Raw genomic sequence first — 20,540 nt, forward strand, 5'->3', positions numbered from 1 at the left:
AAGAACCGAATATTTTTGGTTATGTTTAATACTTTATCTCAAATAACAATGGAGAATATATGGCGCGTTTTTTGAAAAGCAGTGAACAAACTGCTGGATTGTCTCCCTGGTCTCCTGTTTTTGTCGGTAACCAGAAAATTGACAAATCGATCATCCGCATATTTGATTACGATCAAAATTCACTCGAAGAACTCGATGTCCAAAATCCAGAGGATGTAAAACGGTTTCTTGATACGGATACCGTCACCTGGATCTGTGTATATGGGCTTCATGATGTGGAGATGATTACAGAAATAGGTAAGATTTTTGGTATACATCCACTCATTCTTGGGGATATCGTCAACACAGGACAACGCCCGAAAATGGAAGAAGATGAAAATTACATTTATCTGGTCTTGAAAATGTTGCGATTTGATCAGGAAGCAGAAATCGTAAATTCAGATCAGCTTTCCATTATCTTGGGAGAAAATTTTCTTATATCTTTCCAGGAAAAGCCTATCGATATCTTCGCGCCGGTAAGGTTACGTATAACTAAAGGTAAAGGGCGAATCAGGGCCAACGGGCCAGATTACCTAGCCTATGCCCTTCTTGATACAATCATAGATAACTATATGATTGCTATTGAAAATATGGGTAGTAAAATTGAGGATATTGAAGATCTCATTTTAGATGACCCCAGTCAGGAACTACTCAGCCAGATCACCAATTATAAACGGGAGGTGAATTATCTTCGAAAAGCCATACGTCCGGCCCGTGAGTTAACAATACAGTTGGCCAAAAATGACTCTGAATTTTTAAGGCCCCAGACAACTCCATTCCTCAAAGATCTTCAGGATATCGCCACCCAGGCGACTGAATCACTTGATTCATATAGAGAAATGCTCTCCGACCATCTCAATATTTACAACACAACGGTGAGTAACAAGCTTAATGAAATAATGAAAGTGCTCACTATTTTCGCCGCCATCTTTATCCCACTCACTTTTATTGCAGGAATTTACGGGACAAACTTTGAATATTTGCCTGAACTGCACTTTAAATACAGTTATTTTATATTTTGGGGGGTTATGCTGTTGGTTGTCTTTGTGATGTTGCGCTTTTTCAGAAAGAAAGGCTGGCTATAGTGCATTTTTACCAAACAATTCAATAGATTGCCTGCAAACAAAACTCACTGTACAAAACATACCTTTTGATTTTTGCTCCACAACTGCCGGATTTATTCTCCGGCAGTTGTTTTATTTTTCTCAACCTCATAATGGACACTAATCTGCCAGTCGAAATATTCCAGACCTGCATTGCGAAGTTGTTGCAGCAGTTCACTCTTAAAGGTGGTTTCCAGGGGAGCACCACGACCTGGCCAGATTCTAAATTTTATGCGTAGCAGAATATCACTGAAGCCTGTCTCTTCTTCGATACTCGGAGGATAGATAAACAACCCCGGAAAACGATCGGTAAACGAGATCATAGATGTTTCAAGCAGAGGTCTTAACTCAGGATAATGATTGTTACCAGAGATAGGTACGTCAATCAGACACCTGACATATCCTCTTGGATAATTGATAACGTTAGTAATGCTTCTGTTGGGAATATAGACTTGGGCTTTCATGCTGTTTTCAAGAAGGGTAAAGCGCATGCCTATTGACCTGATTATACCAGTTTGTCCACCTATCTCGACCATATCACCAATATCTATAAGATTTGAAAATACCAGAGTCAGTCCGGTAACCACATCCTGTACGAGGCCCTGAGAACCGAAACCAACCGCCAGGCCGATGACAGAGGCACTTGCAAGATAGGCCGTGAGTGAGACACCGAGAGTTTGAAGAATAAATCCTATCACCCAGAAATAGATGCTAAAGACAATGAAACTGTTCGCAAGACTTGCAATTGATCTGGCTTTAGGAGAAACTCGGCCCGTTTTATAATTGACAATTTTGGTGGAGAGATGTCGGATTGCAAGAATTGCCAGATGAGCAAAGGCTGCAAAAATCAGGATATAGATGATTTTTCCGGCAACACTGTCGATTCCAGGTGGATGATACGTGGAAAAAGTCATTTTCAGGTATATTTTTTATAGAGAAGATAAGTAATTGTCCTCTCAGTCTAACAGGGTCCTGATTTTTTTATCAAGAGGTAACATTGATACTGCCATAAATGTATCAAAAACATATTTGCAGGATGTATACCATTGCCCCGTTGCAGTCTTTAGCAGATAAATAGTATTAACACGAACCGACTGCACTATTTCTATACAGTTACGGAATTCAACACCCTGAACTATCAAGGATATTGTGCAAGGTTCTGCTGTAACTAACTGCAGTAATACTCATAATCTGGATTCATACCAATTTCACCTACCCTTTAGGAAATCAACTGAGTCTTACATTCAGAGAGAATATTAATCATTGAAGATATTTTAAAATATCGTGGTATAATGATCAACTAATCAGTCAGGCCCTGTCCTGTTCTCTACACTTTTTAATATTCAAGGAAGAAACCCATGAAATGGTTACAGTTTTTCACACCTGTCTCTTCAATTAATTGGGTCGAAGCTCACAAACTCCTTGAGCAATACCCGAAAGGTGATGTCGTTTTCCTTGATGTACGCCAACCAAACGAATATCAAAATGGCCATCTCCCTGGGGCAAAATTATTACCTGTTGGAGATCTTGGAGAGAGGATAGACGAACTGAATAAGGCCAAACCTCTTGTTATCTACTGCGCCACTGGTGGGCGCAGCCGGGTTGCTGCGCAGCTGCTTGCTGGAAAAGGGTTTGAGAAAGTCTATAATCTCACTGGAGGAATTAAGGCCTGGGAAAAAGAAGTTGCTGTTGGTCCTGAAGATTCAGGAATGTTTCTTTTTGTTTCAGAGGCGACTCCTGAACAAGCAGTTATCACTGGTTTTGGCCTGGAGGTAGGACTCAGAGATTTTTACGTTACTATGCAGTCTAAAGTTACAACAGAAAAAGCAAAAACACTTTTTGCCCAGCTTGCTGAAATTGAAATACTTCACCAAAAGCAACTCATAGAAATCTACATGACTATTACCGGAGAATCGACCACTCTAGAGGATTTTAACCAAAAGATAGTGCAACCTGCAATGGAGGGCGGCCTTACTACTCAAGAATATTTGAATCGATACAATATTGATCAAGAAAGTGAGGTTGAAATACTGTCTCTCGCTATGGCTATTGAGGTTCAGGCGCTTGATTTATATATGCGTGCAGCTGACAACAGTGGATTAGAAGCTACAAAAAAGACACTTTTAAAGATTGCCGATGAAGAGCGTAACCACATTACAAAACTTGGACAACATATAGATCAGCTAACGGAATCGGCATGAAACCACATCTTCTTCTTATAGGTGGAGGTCATGCGCACATGATCACCCTCCAAAATATCGATAACTTTACCGAAAAAGGTTATCAGGTAACGGTAATTCAACCTTCACCATATCACTATTATAGCGGTATGGGTCCAGGAATGCTTGGAAATACCTACCACCCTGATGACATTCGGTTTGCAACCCAAAAACTTGTCGAAAGTAAAGGAGGTACCTTCCTACAGGATACAGTTTATCGGATAGACCCCGAGCAGCAGATTGTATATCTTCAAAACTCCAGGCAAGAGTTGTACTATGATATGCTTTCATGTAATGCGGGATCTTATGTTCCAAAAGATGTTGTTCAGGGAACAAGCAGCAGTATCTTTACTTCCAAGCCAATTGAGGAACTGCAGCGTGCCAAGGAAACCATTTTAGAACTTACCCATAATAGTGGTGTTTCCATAGCTGTTCTTGGGAGTGGCCCGGCAGCAATAGAGATAGCCGGAAACATTCATCAACTCTGTAAACAGGAGTCGCTTTATCATCCTCAGATTCAACTTTTTGGAGGCCGGAAATTTATGTCAGGAAGGCCATCCAGAGTGCAAAAGTTAACTCGCAAAATACTACAAAATAAAGGGATTGAAATAATTGAGAGTGGTTACGTCAAAAGTGTTGTTGATGGTCAAATCACCCTGGAAAATAACACGAATCATAGGGCTGACATCATCTTCCCAGCTTTAGGTGTCAGGCCGTCAAAAATATTTTCCAGATCTGGATTAGCAGTTGGGCCTGACGGAGGGCTAAATGTTAATGAATTTTTACAGTCCACAAGCCATGCAAATATTTTTGGAGGCGGTGACTGTATCTACTTCGAGAAACAACCTTTAGACAAAGTCGGGGTTTACGCTGTTCGTCAAAACCATGTCCTTTACAACAACCTCATGGCGGCACTAGCTCAACAGCCTTTACAGAAATTTAGCCCCGGTGGAGATTACCTCTTAATCTATAATCTTGGAGATAAACAGGGTGTGTTATCGAAGTGGTCTTTTACCTTTTCGGGTAGACTCGCTTTTGAAGTTAAAAACTATATCGACAGAAAATTTATACAAACTTTTCAGGAGTAATGCTCAGGGTTGACTGCTAAATGACAGCTGATTGCAAGCCCCGTTAAATGAGGGCGCGGAGCGGTCTCATTTAACGGCGAGCTCAGCGGCAAAGTGGCCGCGCGCCGGTCACTTTGTCAGACTGTAGCGCCTTGTTGGGCGTAATCACTAAACCGCTGAAGTGCCCCACTTGGGGCTATAGTAATACGTAAAAAATCTATCTTAGGACATCTGAAATAAGAGGGTACACTTTCGACACTTCCTGCGCATACAAAACCTGCTCGCCTTTGAAGGTTGTACCATTTAATATCAGATCAAATTTTACTCGAACATACCAACCATCAACACACGGCACTGGTTCCAACTTTTCCGAATTATATGCGGTTTGGCCCTGTTGCCAGAACCCACCTGAATAGTCTTCGATCAATATCACAGGTTTTTGCCCTGGAAATTCATAGGAAAAGTTTCGAACAAGAAGTGATTCAATATTCGGATTACGGCCCGCTGTGGTGCCTGTAGTTCGTATAAAAAATTGAAAATATACCGATTGGGGAGCGTGTAAATTCTTATATAGGAAAGGTATGTGACTCTTAGTCTTTGGGAAACACGATGGAAACGTAGAGATGACTAATTCATTATCTTTATCGAGGGTGAAAACGTGTGATTCATACTCATACTTAGTGAACTTAGCACAGCTAGCAGAGACAACAGTGATTAGGACTATTGTAAAAAGTTTTATTAGGGAACAGCAGTATCTGTGTTTAATTCGCACTGATTAACTCCCTACAATATTTTTCATAGATTTTTTACACGGATATCGAGCTACCACCTGACCAATTTGTCGCCCAACGATCTCGCTCACCAGCTTAGCGAAGCGTAGTCTGTGTGAAGCGTTTAAATAACCTGCCACGGGAAAAGAGTATTGGAACTGTGGCGATTAAAAATTTTAAATACCTATGAATTCTGTTTCGGAGCTAGGCCCGTGGTCTGAGTTGATTTAGTGGTTACATTTTTTATGTTCTGTTTGTTTTTGAGCGACAGTTAGGTTTTCTTGTTACATGCTCATTTCAATTGGTGTTGCTGTCTTTTTCTGATACAGAGGATGAACAGGCTCACCACTAACATTTTGCTTCAAGCATTTTATGTTGGAGATTAGTTTTTTGATTTCGCTTGACCTGTTCATAAAAGAACCATGGTTTCCCCATGCTCCAACAATAACTCCTGCCTTTTTTGCGAACTTTATTAGGAAGGCATCATTTTCTGGACCGATTGGATCATCAGTATTTTTCATATCTGTTGGTTTGGTTGCTCTAAAACTAAACAGATTTACCATACAAAGTCCACCATATCCCCAATGCTTGGCGTAATTAATACATCTTCTTATTGTTGGATCATCTTCAGTCTCATCGGCAGTTGAAGGATTTAGACAGATAAACATTGCATAGGGTTTTTCAGAATCCCAAATTCTCCAAAGAGCATATCTGTACTTTCTACAATCCGAAAATTTCGCATCTTTAATCATATATACTCTGATGTTGATTTGAGAATGTAACGCCCAAGTTCATTTACGCGTTGTTTGCGGCCATTGAAACTTATGGTTGGAATGAAGTTTACATTACAAGGTTGTGCTTAAATAAATAGTCATGGCCTTCAGATGAAACATTCCATGTCTCATGTCTAAAGTAATAATGGGCGAGTTTTTTGTTTTCTAAGACCCTTAAACGATGATTTACAGAGGTTTTGGTTTGCTTTAATGAATCGCAAATGGTGTTAATATGGCTATCTTTATTGTCGGCAAGAAACAACAGAATGCTTTCGGTTTTCTCATCAAAACTCTCGCTCCCAGGAGGCTTTCTATCTATGCGCTCTGTGCACTGGCCACTATCTGTCAGTTCTGCTATCTCGTTTTCCTTGTTTTCAAGTTTGGATTTGAGATCCTCTATCTGAAGTTCAAGCGAATTCACCTTTTTTTCAAGAGCAGTATATTGATCCTGAGCGAGAGCGATCCTCTCCCGAAGGATGGTGGATGAGCCGTGTTCGTTTATCAGTTTCTCTATCGGAGCAAATATATTCATCATTTTTTTTAGGCTCGCTAACCTGTTTTATCAGGTTGAGCGTTTTGGTTGGGGCGGATTACGATTCCACATGGGAGACAATATCAAGGCCCCAACTAAAAGCGTTTTATTATTTGTCCCGCCAGCGTACCAACTCCCAACCTCCGTTGAATTCAATATTCCAGTCTCCCTTCTATTTGCTGGGGAGAAGCGGGATGATTGATAAAACGCTCTCAGTTAGTGTGTAAAAATGCCCCACTCCGAGCAACCGCTCAGTATGAGTCTTTACTCAGTATGATGCTTTATTGTCATCCGACAATATTTGTAGACAAGTAATAAAGTATCATACTCAAACTGACCTAACCAACTGATTTCAGGTAGCGTCAAAATCCACTTTTAGAAATAAAGTTTCATACTGAACGGTCGCTCGCCACGTTTGATGCAGTAAATTTGAATAATAAAGTATCATACTGAGCGATTCCTCAATATGGTGTTTTATTATTAAGGATGAGTCTTTACTACTCTCCGACAGGAAATAAATTCAACTTTTTTCTGAAAGTAGTTCTTCTCATAACAATCTTTAAAAGCTGTAAAATTAGACTTTATATTTCCCAATAACCCTCTATCTGACCAACAAACTTACTCTTTAATTCTTTATTATTTCCTAATTTAACTTCAAGAAATTCAAACATATAGTGACCATTATTTTTCCTCCTTAAAGCGAGAACAGAAGCATTCCAGACTTACCTCCATTGCCAACTTATCTATCTATAATTAACAACTCTTTTCGGTTGAGATTGTCTATGATTAAGCTCTGCTAAAAAGTCATTTCCTCACCATTGTTTACAGATTAATTTTTTTAACGAGATCGAGTCCAGTATAGTTTTTTGAAAAAAACAGACAACTTATCACGCACTAAAGAGAAAGCAACGATTAGCGTGTAAGCCTTTTGCGCGGGTATTTGCAGCAGATCATACAAGTCATGTAAATCTACTTATACGTCACAAATGAAAACTCAGATATTTTGACAGAAACTTTCATTTCAAATATACATTTCTGTGTTTATTGCGTAGGATTTATCCCACATATTTGAAAATATCAGCCACAATATTTTCAGCACTGTAACTTCGTTCAACTGAAATCTTTTGGATCAAGATCAAGTAAACTTTTTGCGTGTACAATGCCTGCACCGAATCCATCGTTAGGTAATTTGTGATGAGTATTCGCGGAATGTTTCAACATCCTGACAAACCCATCAGACAAATTCGCTTTACCTCCAAAAATTTCTACTAGATTTTGTTTCCCCCAATGAGCAAGCCACAATGCTGCAACACCTGCGATATTAGCCACCGCATAACTTGTCCCACTTGATCGCTTCACCTTATTAGGTGTATTGATATCTGCTTTCCAAACGTTCTCTCCTGGGGCTGTTATGTCAACTTCTTTACCGCGACAGCTGCCACTCCATTCCGAATTTGAGTAATTGCTGGCAGCAACCGCAATGACATTCTTGTATTTTGCAGGATAAACTACAAAACGAACTCTGTTACCTGCAGCTGCTAAAATAATACTCCCTGCTTTTTCTGCTCTGTTGATTGCCTTCTCTAACGCCTTACTCTGAGAAATACTTTTAGTTCCACCAAGACTGATGGACACAATGTTTGCACTTTCATTTTCAGCATGCTCAATAGCTTTCCTCAAGCAGCGCATCCCTCTACCAAGCAATACTGGCGCTGGCACCAATTTCTTTACTTTTGCAATTCGAATTGGAATTAACGATGCTTTTGGTGCTATTCCTTTTATAAGTCCAGTTTCATTGCCGAGGATTACACTCGCTGTAGCTAATCCATGGGTGGCTTTTGAGTATGCAGCATCATTGTCATTATCAACGAGATCAAGCTGTCTTTCATTTAGTACCCTCCCTTCATCTTGTGCTAATTCCCTGTGATCGATATAGCCTGAATCAGGATGTGATCTTGCCACAATAATGTGGAGCCCCAGTTAAGCCGCTTTCCTCTCAGACCACCACTCTTCTTCAAAAAGAGCAGGAGCCTTATACCCGTTGGTTGAATGCTTCCGTCGGCGGTTAAAATAAACTTCGATATAGTTGAACAGAGTTCGCTCTGCCTCCAGGGCGTCCTGGAGTCGAACATGATGAGTCAGTTGCGTTTTCAATGAATGGAAGAAAGATTCTGCCACTGCATTGTCCCAGCAATTTCCCTTGCGACTCATGCTCTGCACAAATTCGTGCTTCTTCAGAACAGATCGAAAACCGTTACTGGCATATTGTACTCCTCTGTCGCTATGAACCAACAAACCTTTCTCTGGCCTTCGTCGCATGATCGCTTTATTCAATGCACGAATAGCTGAGCTTTGCTCCAGGGAGTCACTCAGATCCCAGCCAACAACAACCCTGGAAAAGAGATCTATAAAAACTGTGAGGTAATACCATTTTTTTCCCACCCTCAGGTAGGTGATGTCACTTACCCACGCAACATTGGGAGTATGTACAGCAAAATTACGATTCAAAATGTTCGGTACAACTGGTTTGTTGTGTTTTGAATCAGTTGTAACAACAAACTTTCTGGTAGTTTTGCATTTCAGATCCATTTCCTTCATCATACGTGCGACACGAGGCCGACTCACTTTGGAAAATTCCCGATCATCACGAAGGTCTGCAGTAATAATAGAGCTGCCAACCATCTCATTGTGAGAAGCGAAGATTGCTTTTATTCGCTCTTTGATCCTTAAATTTTCTTCTTTCCTTGGAGAATGTGGCGATTTCAACCAACGATAATAACCGCTCTGAGAAACTTGTAACACCTGGCACATCTTCTTTACCGGAAATGATGAGCGGTTCTCTTTGATGAAGAGATATGTCATTTCGGTACCCTGCTGAAGATGGCCACGGCTTTTTTTAAGATATCTCGCTCCATCTCAGCATCTTTAAGCTTTTTCTCAAGGTCCTTGATTCTCTTTTCCTGCTCCATTAAAGCCTCTTTACCATGGCCGGGAAAGGCGAGTCCGTCTTTTAACCGCAATTCACGGCGCCAATTATAAAGAAGGTCTTTGGATATGCCGAGGTTGGCTGCTACTTCTTTTACTGTGCGACCAGGATCTTCTGTCAATCGAACAGCATTTCTCTTAAAATCGGAATCGTATTTTCTTCGTTGAACACTCATGGTTTCCTCCTACCAATTCTCTTAATATTGGCTTAACCATGTGTCCACTCTTATATAGCAGGATCATAGTCTCCTAAAGAATCCTGAAATGAAGTCATCTTTCGATATGATCCAGGCGCCACTCCAGCTAATTAGTTGCAAAAATAGCAACATTAGCTAGCTGTATCTGGTTAGACAGTAGTCATTTTTATTATCTATATTTGTCGGTTGCCTACCCTAAGGACTTGATATTGGTTGCCAAGACCATTCCATAAATGATTCTCCCATTTTGACAGGCACAGGCGAGCTATCTTGAGTATAGCCACTGCAATCACAGGATCTCTTATGATCTCTAGTTATTTTTGCATTATTTACATTCCTTTTACAATCAGGTTGTCCAGGGAGAGGAGAGCAGTCGTCAGGTATATGTGTATATTCATCACATAATCCAGTCTTAGCTTTCAGCATTTCCTCATTATCATTGAATTCATATGAATCTGTACCACAATCACCTGTGCTATATTGATCGCACCTACCTACTTGACCATCACACAATTCCCAATTCCACTTATCTTTCCACACTATTTTGAATTTTTGATTAATATGAAGAACTATTGTCCCTAAAATCGAATTGTTTGGATCTTTTAAGTATACTTCACCATCACCTTCTTTTGGCATCATGTTTTTATTAATTTTGAAGTAGATAAATTTATCCCAAGAACTATTACCCTCTTCAATACTTAATTCAGAGATCCAATTCGATCCTTCCAATTGAAAGTTACACCCATTGACACCAATTTTATAATTTCTACCTTCATTAATTACCCAGATTTCTTCATGCTCAATTTGGTCGACAACAGCTAATGTCTCGCCTTCATTCTTTCGGTATGAAACACCACCAATAGGCCCAAATTTTGGGTCGATAGCAGTCCATCCCAATCTAATTGATCCATTGGGTCTCACCTCTATTCTACCGGTCTTCAGGGTAAAAGGTCTTTGCCCAACGTTGTCGATAATCCCTTCTCCTGTAACCTTTGCAGTGTAAAAGTTCTCTGGGTCAGGCTCAAGCGTACCCTTCCAATAAAAGCTCCCCACTTGGGTGCCACCTTTAAACAATTTGTGAGTCAACTCAATTTTAGAATTCACAATTTTTGCATTTTCTTTGTGAGTATAATCTCCTAACTGTTTGCTGCATGATGTATATTTCCCATCATAAAAATGTGTTTCGACAAATCTTAAGACTTTAGGAGTACCCTTAAATGCACTGATGGGTAATGATCGAGGTCCTCTAGGTGGTAGAATATTAACAAAACATCTATTTGGCCCGCCAGTTGAAGAGATGAAACGGTTACTTCCAGCTGCAATTTCTGCGATACCAATATGTTTAGGCCAAAGCAGTATATCGGATGGTACAGTTGGAACATTTTTTACCAATGCCGCTTTAACTCCCCATCCTGATGGAATCTTCCAATTATCCGGACTACTTAGAGTGACCACATTCCCTTTTGCTTCAATACCTGCAAATTCAGCTATATTAGTAATAAGACCTGAACAATCTATGCCTGCAGTTAATTGGTAGTTACAAGAATCTATTGGTTTTGACCTAACGTATGGATTTTTGCCTCCAAAGACATAAGTCAAACCTTTTTGGGCGGGCATCCAATCTGGAAAAAAGATGTTAGCCTCTCTATCCCAGTCTGTACAGGGGGCAGGATCACTCCTGCGAGCACAAGCAAAGTGCTTGGCTTTTCTAAGCATGATTTTTTGTATAAAATCCAATTTGTCACCTGCTGAAGACTCAAGAAAAAGCTCCTTATCAACGGGTGGATCTGATAGTCTTGACCCATTTGGCATTATTATCTCATCTGGGGAAAGATACACATCGGGAAGAGTGGCAAGATAATTATCTTCTTGTTCTGATAACCCTTCCACTGCAATAGGATTGAATTTTATTCCTGATATATTACTGTCTTCAATCCTCATATTGATGGATTTTGGATCAAAATCATAAAACTCACTTTTAGGGGAAAGTGTGTAATTCCCGTTTTTTAGTCCTGTGAATATGAACTCTCCTAATATATCTGTGGCAACCTTTCCAACTGATGGTCCAGATAAATGAATGTCTACATTTGAAATTCCATCAACAACACCCGATATAGTGTATGGTTTACAACACCCATAATACAATGCGATACCATGAGGACCTCTACCATAATCACTCACTACTTCAACATTTTCTCCATTTAGATTTGATCGTTTGATCACACCTTTTATCTCTGTCCCACTGGCTGCCCAATAAATTTTCTTTTCACCCAAATCTAATTTGATACCTTTTGGGCTGATTTCGTTCTCAACAAGCGTTTCTAGCTGCTTATCAACAATAGATAGTTTCATTATTGAACTACTAAAACTACTTTCCGAATTTCTTATAATTGAACGAGAAGAATCTGTTTGCGAATTGAAAGATGTAAAATACAGTGCTCTTTCTTGAGGATCGAGAGCAAGCATATAAGCCTGTTGGTTGGTTAATTTTTCCGTTTCTGTTCCATCCAGATTAGAAGAAAAAATGCCGTCAACCTGATCTGCCCAATAAATCTTTTCTCTGATAGGATCAATTTCAATTCCTCTAGGAGACATTAATCCGCTTTTAATAACCCTTATCTGACCATTTGAGTCGAGTCTCAAAATCTGACCAACATCGTCTTGATACAATCTCCTTGTAAAATAGAACTCTCTTTTATCGGGTGCTATCGCGAATCCAAATATGCGGCCTTCTTTATCAGAAGTGACGTTACGTTGATTACTGCCAGTGAAATCTGAGCATACGATTACAGAAGTATGATTACTCCAAATCCAATTTCCTGTCCAACACAACTCTTCTCCCTCAATCTGTAAATCCAGTGGATAGACTATGTCTTTAACAAGTTCATTATTATTATTACCATCCCTATCCATTGAATAAATTCTTTCCAGGGTGCTATCTGACCAAAAGACATCAATATCATGATATTGCTCAACAAATATTAAATCTGATACATTTTTCTTCTCTATAACAATGTTTTTGTTTGCAGGCTTATATATATGACCATCCTTAGAAGGAGTAATGGTGTACTGACCAGTTTTAAGATTTGAGAAGACAAAAGTACCGAATTCATCAGTAATTGTACTCATTGAAGCAGTGCCATTCAGTTGGATTTTTACCCCCTCACTACCACCTTGCACTATTCCTGAGATAAAATAGTATCTTTCAAAATTCACACCACTTACATCCTCATCTAATATGCGGACTGCTTTTCTTTGGGGGTTAAAAAAATAACCCTCCTGCTGGGGGGTTACGGTGTAATCCCCAGCTTTTAGTCTAGTAAACTTGTATTTACCTTTATCATCTGTGGAAGTTGATTTTATTTTCTTTCCGGAGAGATAAACAGGAACCCCCTCAACAGCTTTGATTGATCCAGAAATCTTGTAACAACCAGTCAAACCTATTAAGCACAAAATTAGAACAAAAGGTGTTAATGAAAAACCCCAACTATCTTTTTCCATAGTTTCAGCTCCTTTAACATAATTATCTATTTTGTTTTCAAAAGGCATTACAGGGCATGAGATTGATAGGCACAGGGCCCTGTTTTATAAAACAGCAACAACAAATTCGATTAATCTTCCTTTCAATGGTCTTTATCACTATATTGCATATTGACAATCAATACAATTGATAATACCCTATACCCTATCAAATTGAACGACCACCTAATTGTGAACTACAATTATAAGGATATCCATCATGAGGACACTTGTACCTTGGGTTTTATTGATAATTTTAGCTATATCTCTATCAAGTTGCTGTGGGTTAAATAACTTTTCTGTTGAAGACCAACACCATCAAGAACAAGACATTTGGGGTATCAAGCAATCGTTGAATAATAAAATCGATATCGTTTTTGTTCATGGAATGGGAGGATACGCATCAGGTGATCCTACTACAGCTATTGAATATATTGTAAAAGAATTATCTCTCACAGAACAGTCACAAACGCTAGTGACAATACCATCAAACAATCCGGATATCCCCAATAGTGGGACAATAAAGATTATTAAAACAGAGAGTAAGGACAGAAAAAAAATCGTTGTTTTTTACATAGTTAAATGGAGTCAGATCACAAATTCATTCACTACTCCATTGTACAACAATGATGAATTTTACAATGACAGAATGGTTAAAGCGAACAGAAACATTAAAGAAGGACTACTCAACAATAGATTAGCCGACGTACTGCTGTACCAAGATACTATTGTTGGCCCCGCAATACGCAGCACGGTTGAGGGGGTTTATAACTACATTCAAGATGACTCTGATCTAGTTTTCATTACTTACAGCCTCGGAAGCAAGATAATTTTTGATCTCTTTTTTGAGAAACTTCAAACACTTAAAGACAAAAAAGAATCTAAAAAATATGCAAACCGTTTACAATCAGTCTTTATGTTGGCAAATCAGGTTCCATTACTTGGAATAGGGCCAGGTAATACCTTTTGGGCATCTGTAAAAATGATGACAAAACTACGCACAAACCCAAAACATTGGATGGTAGCCTTTTCTGACATAAACGACATTTTGTCCTATGCCTTAGACACAGACCTCCCCGTACTTGAAGATTCTTTTATAAACGTCTTGGTCACTAATGAAAGGTGCTCATACTATACTTTCAGTAAGTTTGGCAAAATAGTTAATCCCTATCCCGCTCACTTAGGATACGGAACAAACAATGAAGTGCTCAATATTATTGTTAATGGATACAGTAGATGAAAATGAATTTGATCGGACAAAAATTACTTTTCTATGACCTACTGTGGTAACTAAATTCATAAAGTACGCATAGACCAGACCTAATTTGTAATAGCAAAAGGAGTATTGGCAATGAGATCCTCGATACTTTTTATTACATTTTTTGCCTTGACGACGTTAATGGCGTCTTGTGCTAAAATAACGTCCATTCAGCCCAATCCTACTGTACCTGGTGCAAACGTAACAATAAAGGGCTGGGGATTTGGAACTGCACAAAACAATAGCCAAATTCTATACGATGATTCAGAGCTTACAGCTAATTTTTGGTCTTCCAGGAAAATCATAACACAGATCACTGACGGACAACGCGTTGGAAATTTTGACTTAAAATTAACCTTAAAAAATGGAAAAAAATTATCATCTAATTTAGCCATAGAATGCGCTCCTCCTGAATGCAGAAGTATCTTATTACCCCCTTCGGGTGGTGAAATCAGTCTACCTGGAGTTATTGTTCGTTTTTATGATTATGCATTCCCCTCTAATAGACAGGTTCGTGCCGAAATAACCGAAAACCCTGGTACTGATATTCTATTTAAATCATTAGCAGGGTACTTAACGACTGCTGCAAGGATCTCTAATGAAATTAGAATAAACACAGGAGAAACACCGCCACTCAATAGTAAAGTAACTGTTTCACTCTCAGTACCTCACCGTCACTTTAAGGCTTTGCCTCCTCGTTCAACTATTATTCCTTTTGTTCAAGTTGACGATTTCACAGACACTGAATTGAAAACCTCTTTCATTGCTATCAAGCCAACAGATAAAGTCGACACAGCAAATGATAAAGTGAAGCTGAATTTTGACCTTAGTAAAGACTTTTTTACTCAAAGCCCAGATGGCTCGTATGAAGCAATTATTATTTTAGCACCTACCTACAATATTGATGAAGTATCTAATGTTAAAACAACAAGTACTTGTCAATCCGTTCAGATTAGAGCACCTCTTTTAGGGAGTCCTAACGTAACCGATCCTTTCGACCCTACAGCCGGTCACCGCGGTGTTGATTTTGCAGTAGCAAACGGCACCACTGTAGTTGCTGTAGCTGATGGTAAAGTTGTGTCCAGTCCAGGGTCTCCAGGAAATCCCCAAATTCGGCAATGCTATCAAAATGAAACACGCTGTACTGCTTTGGGCCTTACACATAGAGGCGCTGGAAACTTTATAATAATTAAACATGGTACTGGTGATACCTCCAGATATACCACGTATTTCCACCTCTCAGATGATAGTAATTTCCCAGCAATGGGAAGTTCAGTCTCAAAAGGGCAAGCTCTTGGGCTATCTGATTCAACTGGCGGTGTTACCGGTCCACACCTTCACTTCGAGTATAGGAAAGCTCGTTTTGGTGAACACATCGACCCTGAACCTTGTTTCGATTGCACAGGTTGTATTGAAAAATATGTCGAAATGCTACCAAATGGTTGCCCTAACGATCCGCCAAATTACAGATCATTTGGGGTAACAAATAGCTGTGAATCAGATGAGTATATGCATTATCACTGTTTCAATCCTTCAGACTCAAATCCTTGTAAGGGTAAATGTGGACCACACTTAGTTGCGTGGTTCTGTAGAACAGGTCAGACCTGCCAAGGAAATGGCTGCTCACCAAGTTGTTCAGGCGGTGAATCCTACAGAATTCATAAAGCTCCGTGCCCTTAATAATGATTTTCGCCTATATTCTTCGTGAAAAAGTCACTGTTCAGAAATATCGATATCATATGGTGTACCTGTTTGTGAATTTACAACTTCCATATTCGTTCCATTCTGATCTGCACTAACCACTTCTCCCCCTTTTTGGGTCCAGTATAACTTTTGTCCCTCAGTATCGAGGACAATCCCATTAACTCTTTCTAAAGTCCCCCCTATAAGGTCTTCGGATTGTGTTCCGTCTGTGTTCACCTTTTTAATATACGAGTGTCCACCTGCTGTACTATAATAAAGTTGCCTATTCTCAATATCGAGGGTAGCGAAGAACGGTTGCCCCCCAATTACTCTTCCAGAGTCCATCCCATCTAGGGAAACCCAAGATATCCCATCCATGCTGTCAGTCCAATAAAGTCTGTCGTTTTTCAAATCTATCTCCAAAGAAAACGGAGCACGTAACCCTGTACGGATATCATCTATATCCCCACTACCGAACCTTCCTTTACGAATTTTGCTTTGGTTCTCCCCTATAGTCTCAATCCAAAACACTTGTTTTGGTCTTACATTTGGCCGAATAGCGACATCTGTAACATTCCCCAAATTTGTAAAAATATCTCTCTGGTTCGATCCGTCAGTTTTTGCTTCTACAATACGCCCATTTTTCGAGCTATCTACCCAATAGATATAGTTTTGATAGACAGTAATTCCTAAAAGGTTATTCAAACCAGATACAATTTCCTGTCTGACACCTCCAGGAATTTTTAAGCGTTGTATGCTCCCTATTGAGGGCTTAAACCCAATACGGTTTACCCAATAGAGATATTTGTCTTTTACTTTCTTGGAGAAGTCTATATTGTATACATCGTCATTAGTTATTGTAACGCTGGATTCTCCTGGAGTAAAAATAACATCTTGCTTTTTAGGTACGATGGTATAATCGCCTTTTTCAAGTCCTGCAAAATAGTAATTCCCATCAGTAAGGGTATTCGTTGAAATGCCATTACCAGATATAGTAATGAGAACATCTTCTGCACCCTCAATCTTTCCCGAAACATTTTTATGAGGACAACATCCAGCTATAGAAGACAAAAACAGCACGCTCCAAATTGCAATTATTTTATAGTTGAAATCTTTCATTTCCCCCTCCCTTTTTGATTAAGGCGCAATTACGGCTGCTCTGAAAATGCAGCACATATTCATCCTCCCACTTGTTTAAAAAAATTATTCCAATCAGAAAATGTCTAATGGTCCCCCTAACCAATCTTCATATCTTTCAACTTTATACTTCCCGCTTATCATAACAAAAGGTAGCCCAACTATAAAAACGCTCTGCCCAACTATTTATTGAATAAGATGTATCGTCCAAATCATCACCTGTACTTCTAGGGTGAGGAATACGCTTGTAACCTTTGGAACCACATAAGGTGTTCAAAAATGTGCTAGGCCAATTAATCGATTTCTTTAACAACTTCTTTTCAAAAGTAGCAACATTCTTATTCCATTTATCATGACTATCCAGCATCAACAATAACGTAGACAAGGGGACACCATCAGAGGTATCCACCTCAACGACATGGAAACACCGACCACCAACTTCTAGCTGCACGACTACATAACATCGGGCATCTTCCCCGTTTGCCATTACATGTTTCTTGCACCTTTTTATGGATGGGAGTTTTCTTTTTTCTAGGGATAAAATCTTGCACTTGTAGTCACTCTGCAAAACTTTGATCATCTGGAAAAAATTATTGAATCGATTCTGAAAAGTACTGTTCCCCTCTTCCTCCTCAGGAGTATCCATCCAGTCTATAGGTTTAATGGTTCCACTTATTGTTGATTCTTCTAGGCTACCGACATTTGATGGATTGTCAGAGATGGTGTCATCAGGTCTACCAGCACTACCGACCTTTTGCTTTTTATAGACAAGTTTCGTTTCTAATTTATTTACAAAACCAAGTGGAGCGATGCCAGCATCCAAGAGCCGATGGTTCATGTCAGCATTAGATTCATCATCAGTTAAACTATGATCGTCTGCTCCAGAATAGCTTGGAAATCTCCCCCTTTGACCTGATCCTCTTACATTTTCCTCCATCCCATGATGAAAGAATTCAACATAAGGTGGTGTCTTATTAATTAGCCGATCTACTGACAATATTTCATAAACATACAGACAATTAATCTCTTTTATGTACCTGCCCCGTGTCTCCATATACACACCTCTTAACGGAGGCGGGCTAAAACTGAAATCAAATCTACGATAATTTTGGGTGTCTTCCCCAAATTTTAACTGGTGCATCCCAATACTTTCGTACGACCGGCGAATCTCATCGTCTAATAAAATCCACGCCAATGTCCGCTTTTTTTCTCTATTTTGGACTGACGCTTTTGGATAACTAGACACAGGCTGGATATTAATAGTTATCCCACCATCTTCTGATGTATCAACGCTAAACTCAGTTTTCAATGAATTTGGCTCAAGTGATAACCTGGCTAAATATGTATCTCTAAAGAAAAGATAGCGAGCTAATTCAAACTGAGGAAGAACAATTTTTCTTCCTGTAATGTCTGTAAAATAAAAACAGTATTGGCTCTTCTCAACTTTTAACAATGGGATATTTTGCAGCACATCACATTCACCAATTCGCATCGCTTGCCAATCAGACGTATCTGAAATTTTTATTGGGAGTTCATAACCACTTGGAGCGTAGTTTTGAGTTGGATTAAGGTATTTTTTACGAGCTAGCAATGGAGCATATGAAAACGTTAGTGAGTCATTTTGTTGATAGGGCTCCACTTTGAGACGGATTTTCCATTTTCCAGGATTCTTAGGGCGATACAGATATCTCACCGACAGAATTTGTGTGTCATCCCCTAGCCCTTCAATTTGATATTTTTCCATTGCTTTTCACGATTTGTTTTAGAAACATTTTTGCTTTAAACGTTATCCTCTCCTCACTCAAACCTGACATCCGCAATATTTTCCAAATCACTAACTGTTGTTGCTGCCTTAATACGTTAACAGCAGTACGGATTCTTCGAATTTGAAAATCCTCTCGATCTTCACAGTATTTTTCAAAAAACTTGCTAACGACTGGAAGTTTATGGAGATTTTTCTCAACCGTAGATTTACGCTCAAGCTGTGCCAGAAACCAATTTTTTGTCATCTGTGGCGATGCGCAATTCTTTCGAGCCAAATTCTTTATTTTTATTAAATGTCGAAGAGTGTTTCTATCTCTTTTCAGCCAATCTACTCTCGTGTTTACTGGCTCAAAATCGATTTTATTTTTTCCATTTACCCTAAGGAACCATTCTCTGTCATTCCTATAAAGCCAGGCATAGATTCCCCCACCACCAGACAAACGAGCCTCTTTAATTCCCTTACAAGTCAACAACTCCAACCATTGACTACGGTATCTATCCCTCGCTTCTATATCCGTAGCGATACAAGATGGCTTAATTGATTTTTCACGTACTCTCTCAGAAGTTTTCTTCACTTCCTTTAATACATCTGCTATTTTCCAACCTTTCGGTAATAAAGAATCAAGAACGATAATATGCTCAAGATAGCTGAATGCCTTGCGGTGTTTCCTAAATATTGCGCGCAACCAACACGATTGTTTATCCGTCAATCGAAGGTTATGCTCTTCCAACCACCCTTGTGTCCATTGGTTCATCACCCGCTCGTGAATCTCCAAATAGTTTATATGATGCCCTCGACCACAGCCATTTTGTTGTGCCAATTGCTTATAGTATGAAGTCCACTGATTATATGAAGGCGATTTTAGAGGTGAACAATCCAACAGTTTCAAGACTTGTCTTGAAATTCTGAGCGACTCATCTTGTCTGTTATTCTGTGTTTTTGCAGGACAGGTTTTGGGGGATGCATCAACATAGGCATGTCGTTGATAACCAAAATTATCAATAGCGGCATCAACTAATTCACCATGCTCAATACAGCTATTGGCTCCACTTACCTGCCATCTTCTATCCCAATAGTACTCACCCTGTTCTAGTTCTTGGAACTGCATACATGTCGGACAATATCTCAGAACACTCAGTCTATTAATTTTTGATGCAGCAACTCCAAGTGCCAAGTGGGTGGCCCCTTGTGACATGTCTACCATATATTTCAGGCAGCGCTTGCGACGAGATTCTTCCACAAAAGGTGCATAAACCGGGAATAATGTATGTTTGTATATTAGTTTCTCTACAGTTATGTTTTTACTTGCAGGAAAATGCTTTGCAATACTCTTTATGTAGCAAGGTAGATCAAACGTAGCAATGACCTTTCTATTATTAAAAACTTCACTCAGGATCTGTTTTGGACTTAACAAACCCATATGCACGCCTGCCCTAGCAATAACACTATAAAGAAGCTCGTTTTGGTAAGGTAGCGGGAAATTTTGCATAGTT

Annotated in this window: 13 protein-coding genes and 1 pseudogene; 5 read left to right on the forward strand and 9 right to left on the reverse strand. The window is 39.3% G+C overall.

Annotation, left to right across the window (positions count from 1 at the left end; translation table 11 throughout):
- Nucleotides 1–59: 59 nt before the first annotated feature.
- Complete coding sequence (gene corA / locus ACX6CI_RS09865) at nt 60–1,124, forward strand: magnesium/cobalt transporter CorA (protein ID WP_458777993.1); 1,065 nt, start codon at nt 60–62, stop codon at nt 1,122–1,124.
- A gap of 92 nt (nt 1,125–1,216) precedes the next feature.
- Here corA and ACX6CI_RS09870 read toward each other — a convergent pair whose 3' ends face one another.
- On the reverse strand, nt 1,217–2,056 hold the full coding sequence (locus ACX6CI_RS09870) for a mechanosensitive ion channel family protein (protein ID WP_458777994.1): 840 nt from the start codon (nt 2,054–2,056) through the stop codon (nt 1,217–1,219).
- 444 nt (nt 2,057–2,500) lie between these two features.
- Here ACX6CI_RS09870 and ACX6CI_RS09875 point away from each other — a divergent pair, with 444 nt between their 5' ends.
- Nucleotides 2,501–3,343 carry a rhodanese-like domain-containing protein gene (locus ACX6CI_RS09875; RefSeq protein ID WP_458777995.1) on the forward strand — a complete coding sequence of 281 codons (843 nt, stop codon included), beginning with the start codon at nt 2,501–2,503 and terminating at the stop codon, nt 3,341–3,343.
- On the forward strand, nt 3,340–4,449 hold the full coding sequence (locus ACX6CI_RS09880) for an NAD(P)/FAD-dependent oxidoreductase (RefSeq protein ID WP_458777996.1): 1,110 nt from the start codon (nt 3,340–3,342) through the stop codon (nt 4,447–4,449). Before ACX6CI_RS09875 ends, ACX6CI_RS09880 begins: the two co-directional genes overlap by 4 nt.
- Nucleotides 4,450–5,482: 1,033 nt before the next feature.
- Here the strand turns inward: ACX6CI_RS09880 and ACX6CI_RS09885 are convergent.
- The 5 genes and pseudogenes from ACX6CI_RS09885 to ACX6CI_RS09905 all read right to left on the reverse strand — a co-directional run bounded on the left by ACX6CI_RS09885 (nt 5,483) and on the right by ACX6CI_RS09905 (nt 13,234).
- The gene (locus tag ACX6CI_RS09885; protein WP_458777997.1) at nt 5,483–5,950 is read right to left on the reverse strand and encodes a DUF1643 domain-containing protein; all 468 of its coding nucleotides are present in this window, start codon (nt 5,948–5,950) and stop codon (nt 5,483–5,485) included.
- Between the two features lie 88 nt (nt 5,951–6,038).
- Entirely contained in the window at nt 6,039–6,506 is a 468-nt protein-coding gene (locus tag ACX6CI_RS09890; RefSeq protein WP_458777998.1) for a MarR family transcriptional regulator, read from the reverse strand.
- A 1,107-nt stretch (nt 6,507–7,613) separates the two neighbouring features.
- On the reverse strand, nt 7,614–8,465 hold the full coding sequence (locus ACX6CI_RS09895; RefSeq protein ID WP_458777999.1) for a S8 family peptidase: 852 nt from the start codon (nt 8,463–8,465) through the stop codon (nt 7,614–7,616).
- Nucleotides 8,466–8,483: 18 nt separating this feature from the next.
- A pseudogene (locus ACX6CI_RS09900) lies at nt 8,484–9,664 on the reverse strand (IS3 family transposase).
- 216 nt (nt 9,665–9,880) lie between these two features.
- On the reverse strand, nt 9,881–13,234 hold the full coding sequence (locus tag ACX6CI_RS09905; protein ID WP_458778000.1) for an SdrD B-like domain-containing protein: 3,354 nt from the start codon (nt 13,232–13,234) through the stop codon (nt 9,881–9,883).
- Nucleotides 13,235–13,424: 190 nt separating this feature from the next.
- Between ACX6CI_RS09905 and ACX6CI_RS09910 the strand changes: the two genes are divergently transcribed.
- Entirely contained in the window at nt 13,425–14,444 is a 1,020-nt protein-coding gene (locus tag ACX6CI_RS09910) for a hypothetical protein (RefSeq protein ID WP_458778001.1), read from the forward strand.
- Between the two features lie 111 nt (nt 14,445–14,555).
- Nucleotides 14,556–16,142, forward strand: coding sequence for a peptidoglycan DD-metalloendopeptidase family protein (locus ACX6CI_RS09915; RefSeq protein ID WP_458778002.1), 1,587 nt, complete (start codon nt 14,556–14,558; stop codon nt 16,140–16,142).
- Between the two features lie 33 nt (nt 16,143–16,175).
- Here the strand turns inward: ACX6CI_RS09915 and ACX6CI_RS09920 are convergent, their stop codons facing one another.
- The 3 genes from ACX6CI_RS09920 to ACX6CI_RS09930 all read right to left on the reverse strand — a co-directional run bounded on the left by ACX6CI_RS09920 (nt 16,176) and on the right by ACX6CI_RS09930 (nt 20,536).
- Nucleotides 16,176–17,264 carry a hypothetical protein gene (locus ACX6CI_RS09920; RefSeq protein ID WP_458778003.1) on the reverse strand — a complete coding sequence of 363 codons (1,089 nt, stop codon included), beginning with the start codon at nt 17,262–17,264 and terminating at the stop codon, nt 16,176–16,178.
- A gap of 142 nt (nt 17,265–17,406) precedes the next feature.
- Nucleotides 17,407–19,026: a Tn7-like element transposition protein TnsE gene (locus ACX6CI_RS09925; protein WP_458778004.1), complete on the reverse strand. Its 1,620-nt coding sequence runs from the start codon at nt 19,024–19,026 to the stop codon at nt 17,407–17,409.
- Nucleotides 19,007–20,536 carry a TnsD family Tn7-like transposition protein gene (locus ACX6CI_RS09930; protein ID WP_458778005.1) on the reverse strand — a complete coding sequence of 510 codons (1,530 nt, stop codon included), beginning with the start codon at nt 20,534–20,536 and terminating at the stop codon, nt 19,007–19,009. Before ACX6CI_RS09930 ends, ACX6CI_RS09925 begins: the two co-directional genes overlap by 20 nt.
- Nucleotides 20,537–20,540 lie beyond the last annotated feature (4 nt).

The sequence above is a fragment of the Desulforhopalus glucosivorans genome (genome assembly GCF_054397165.1).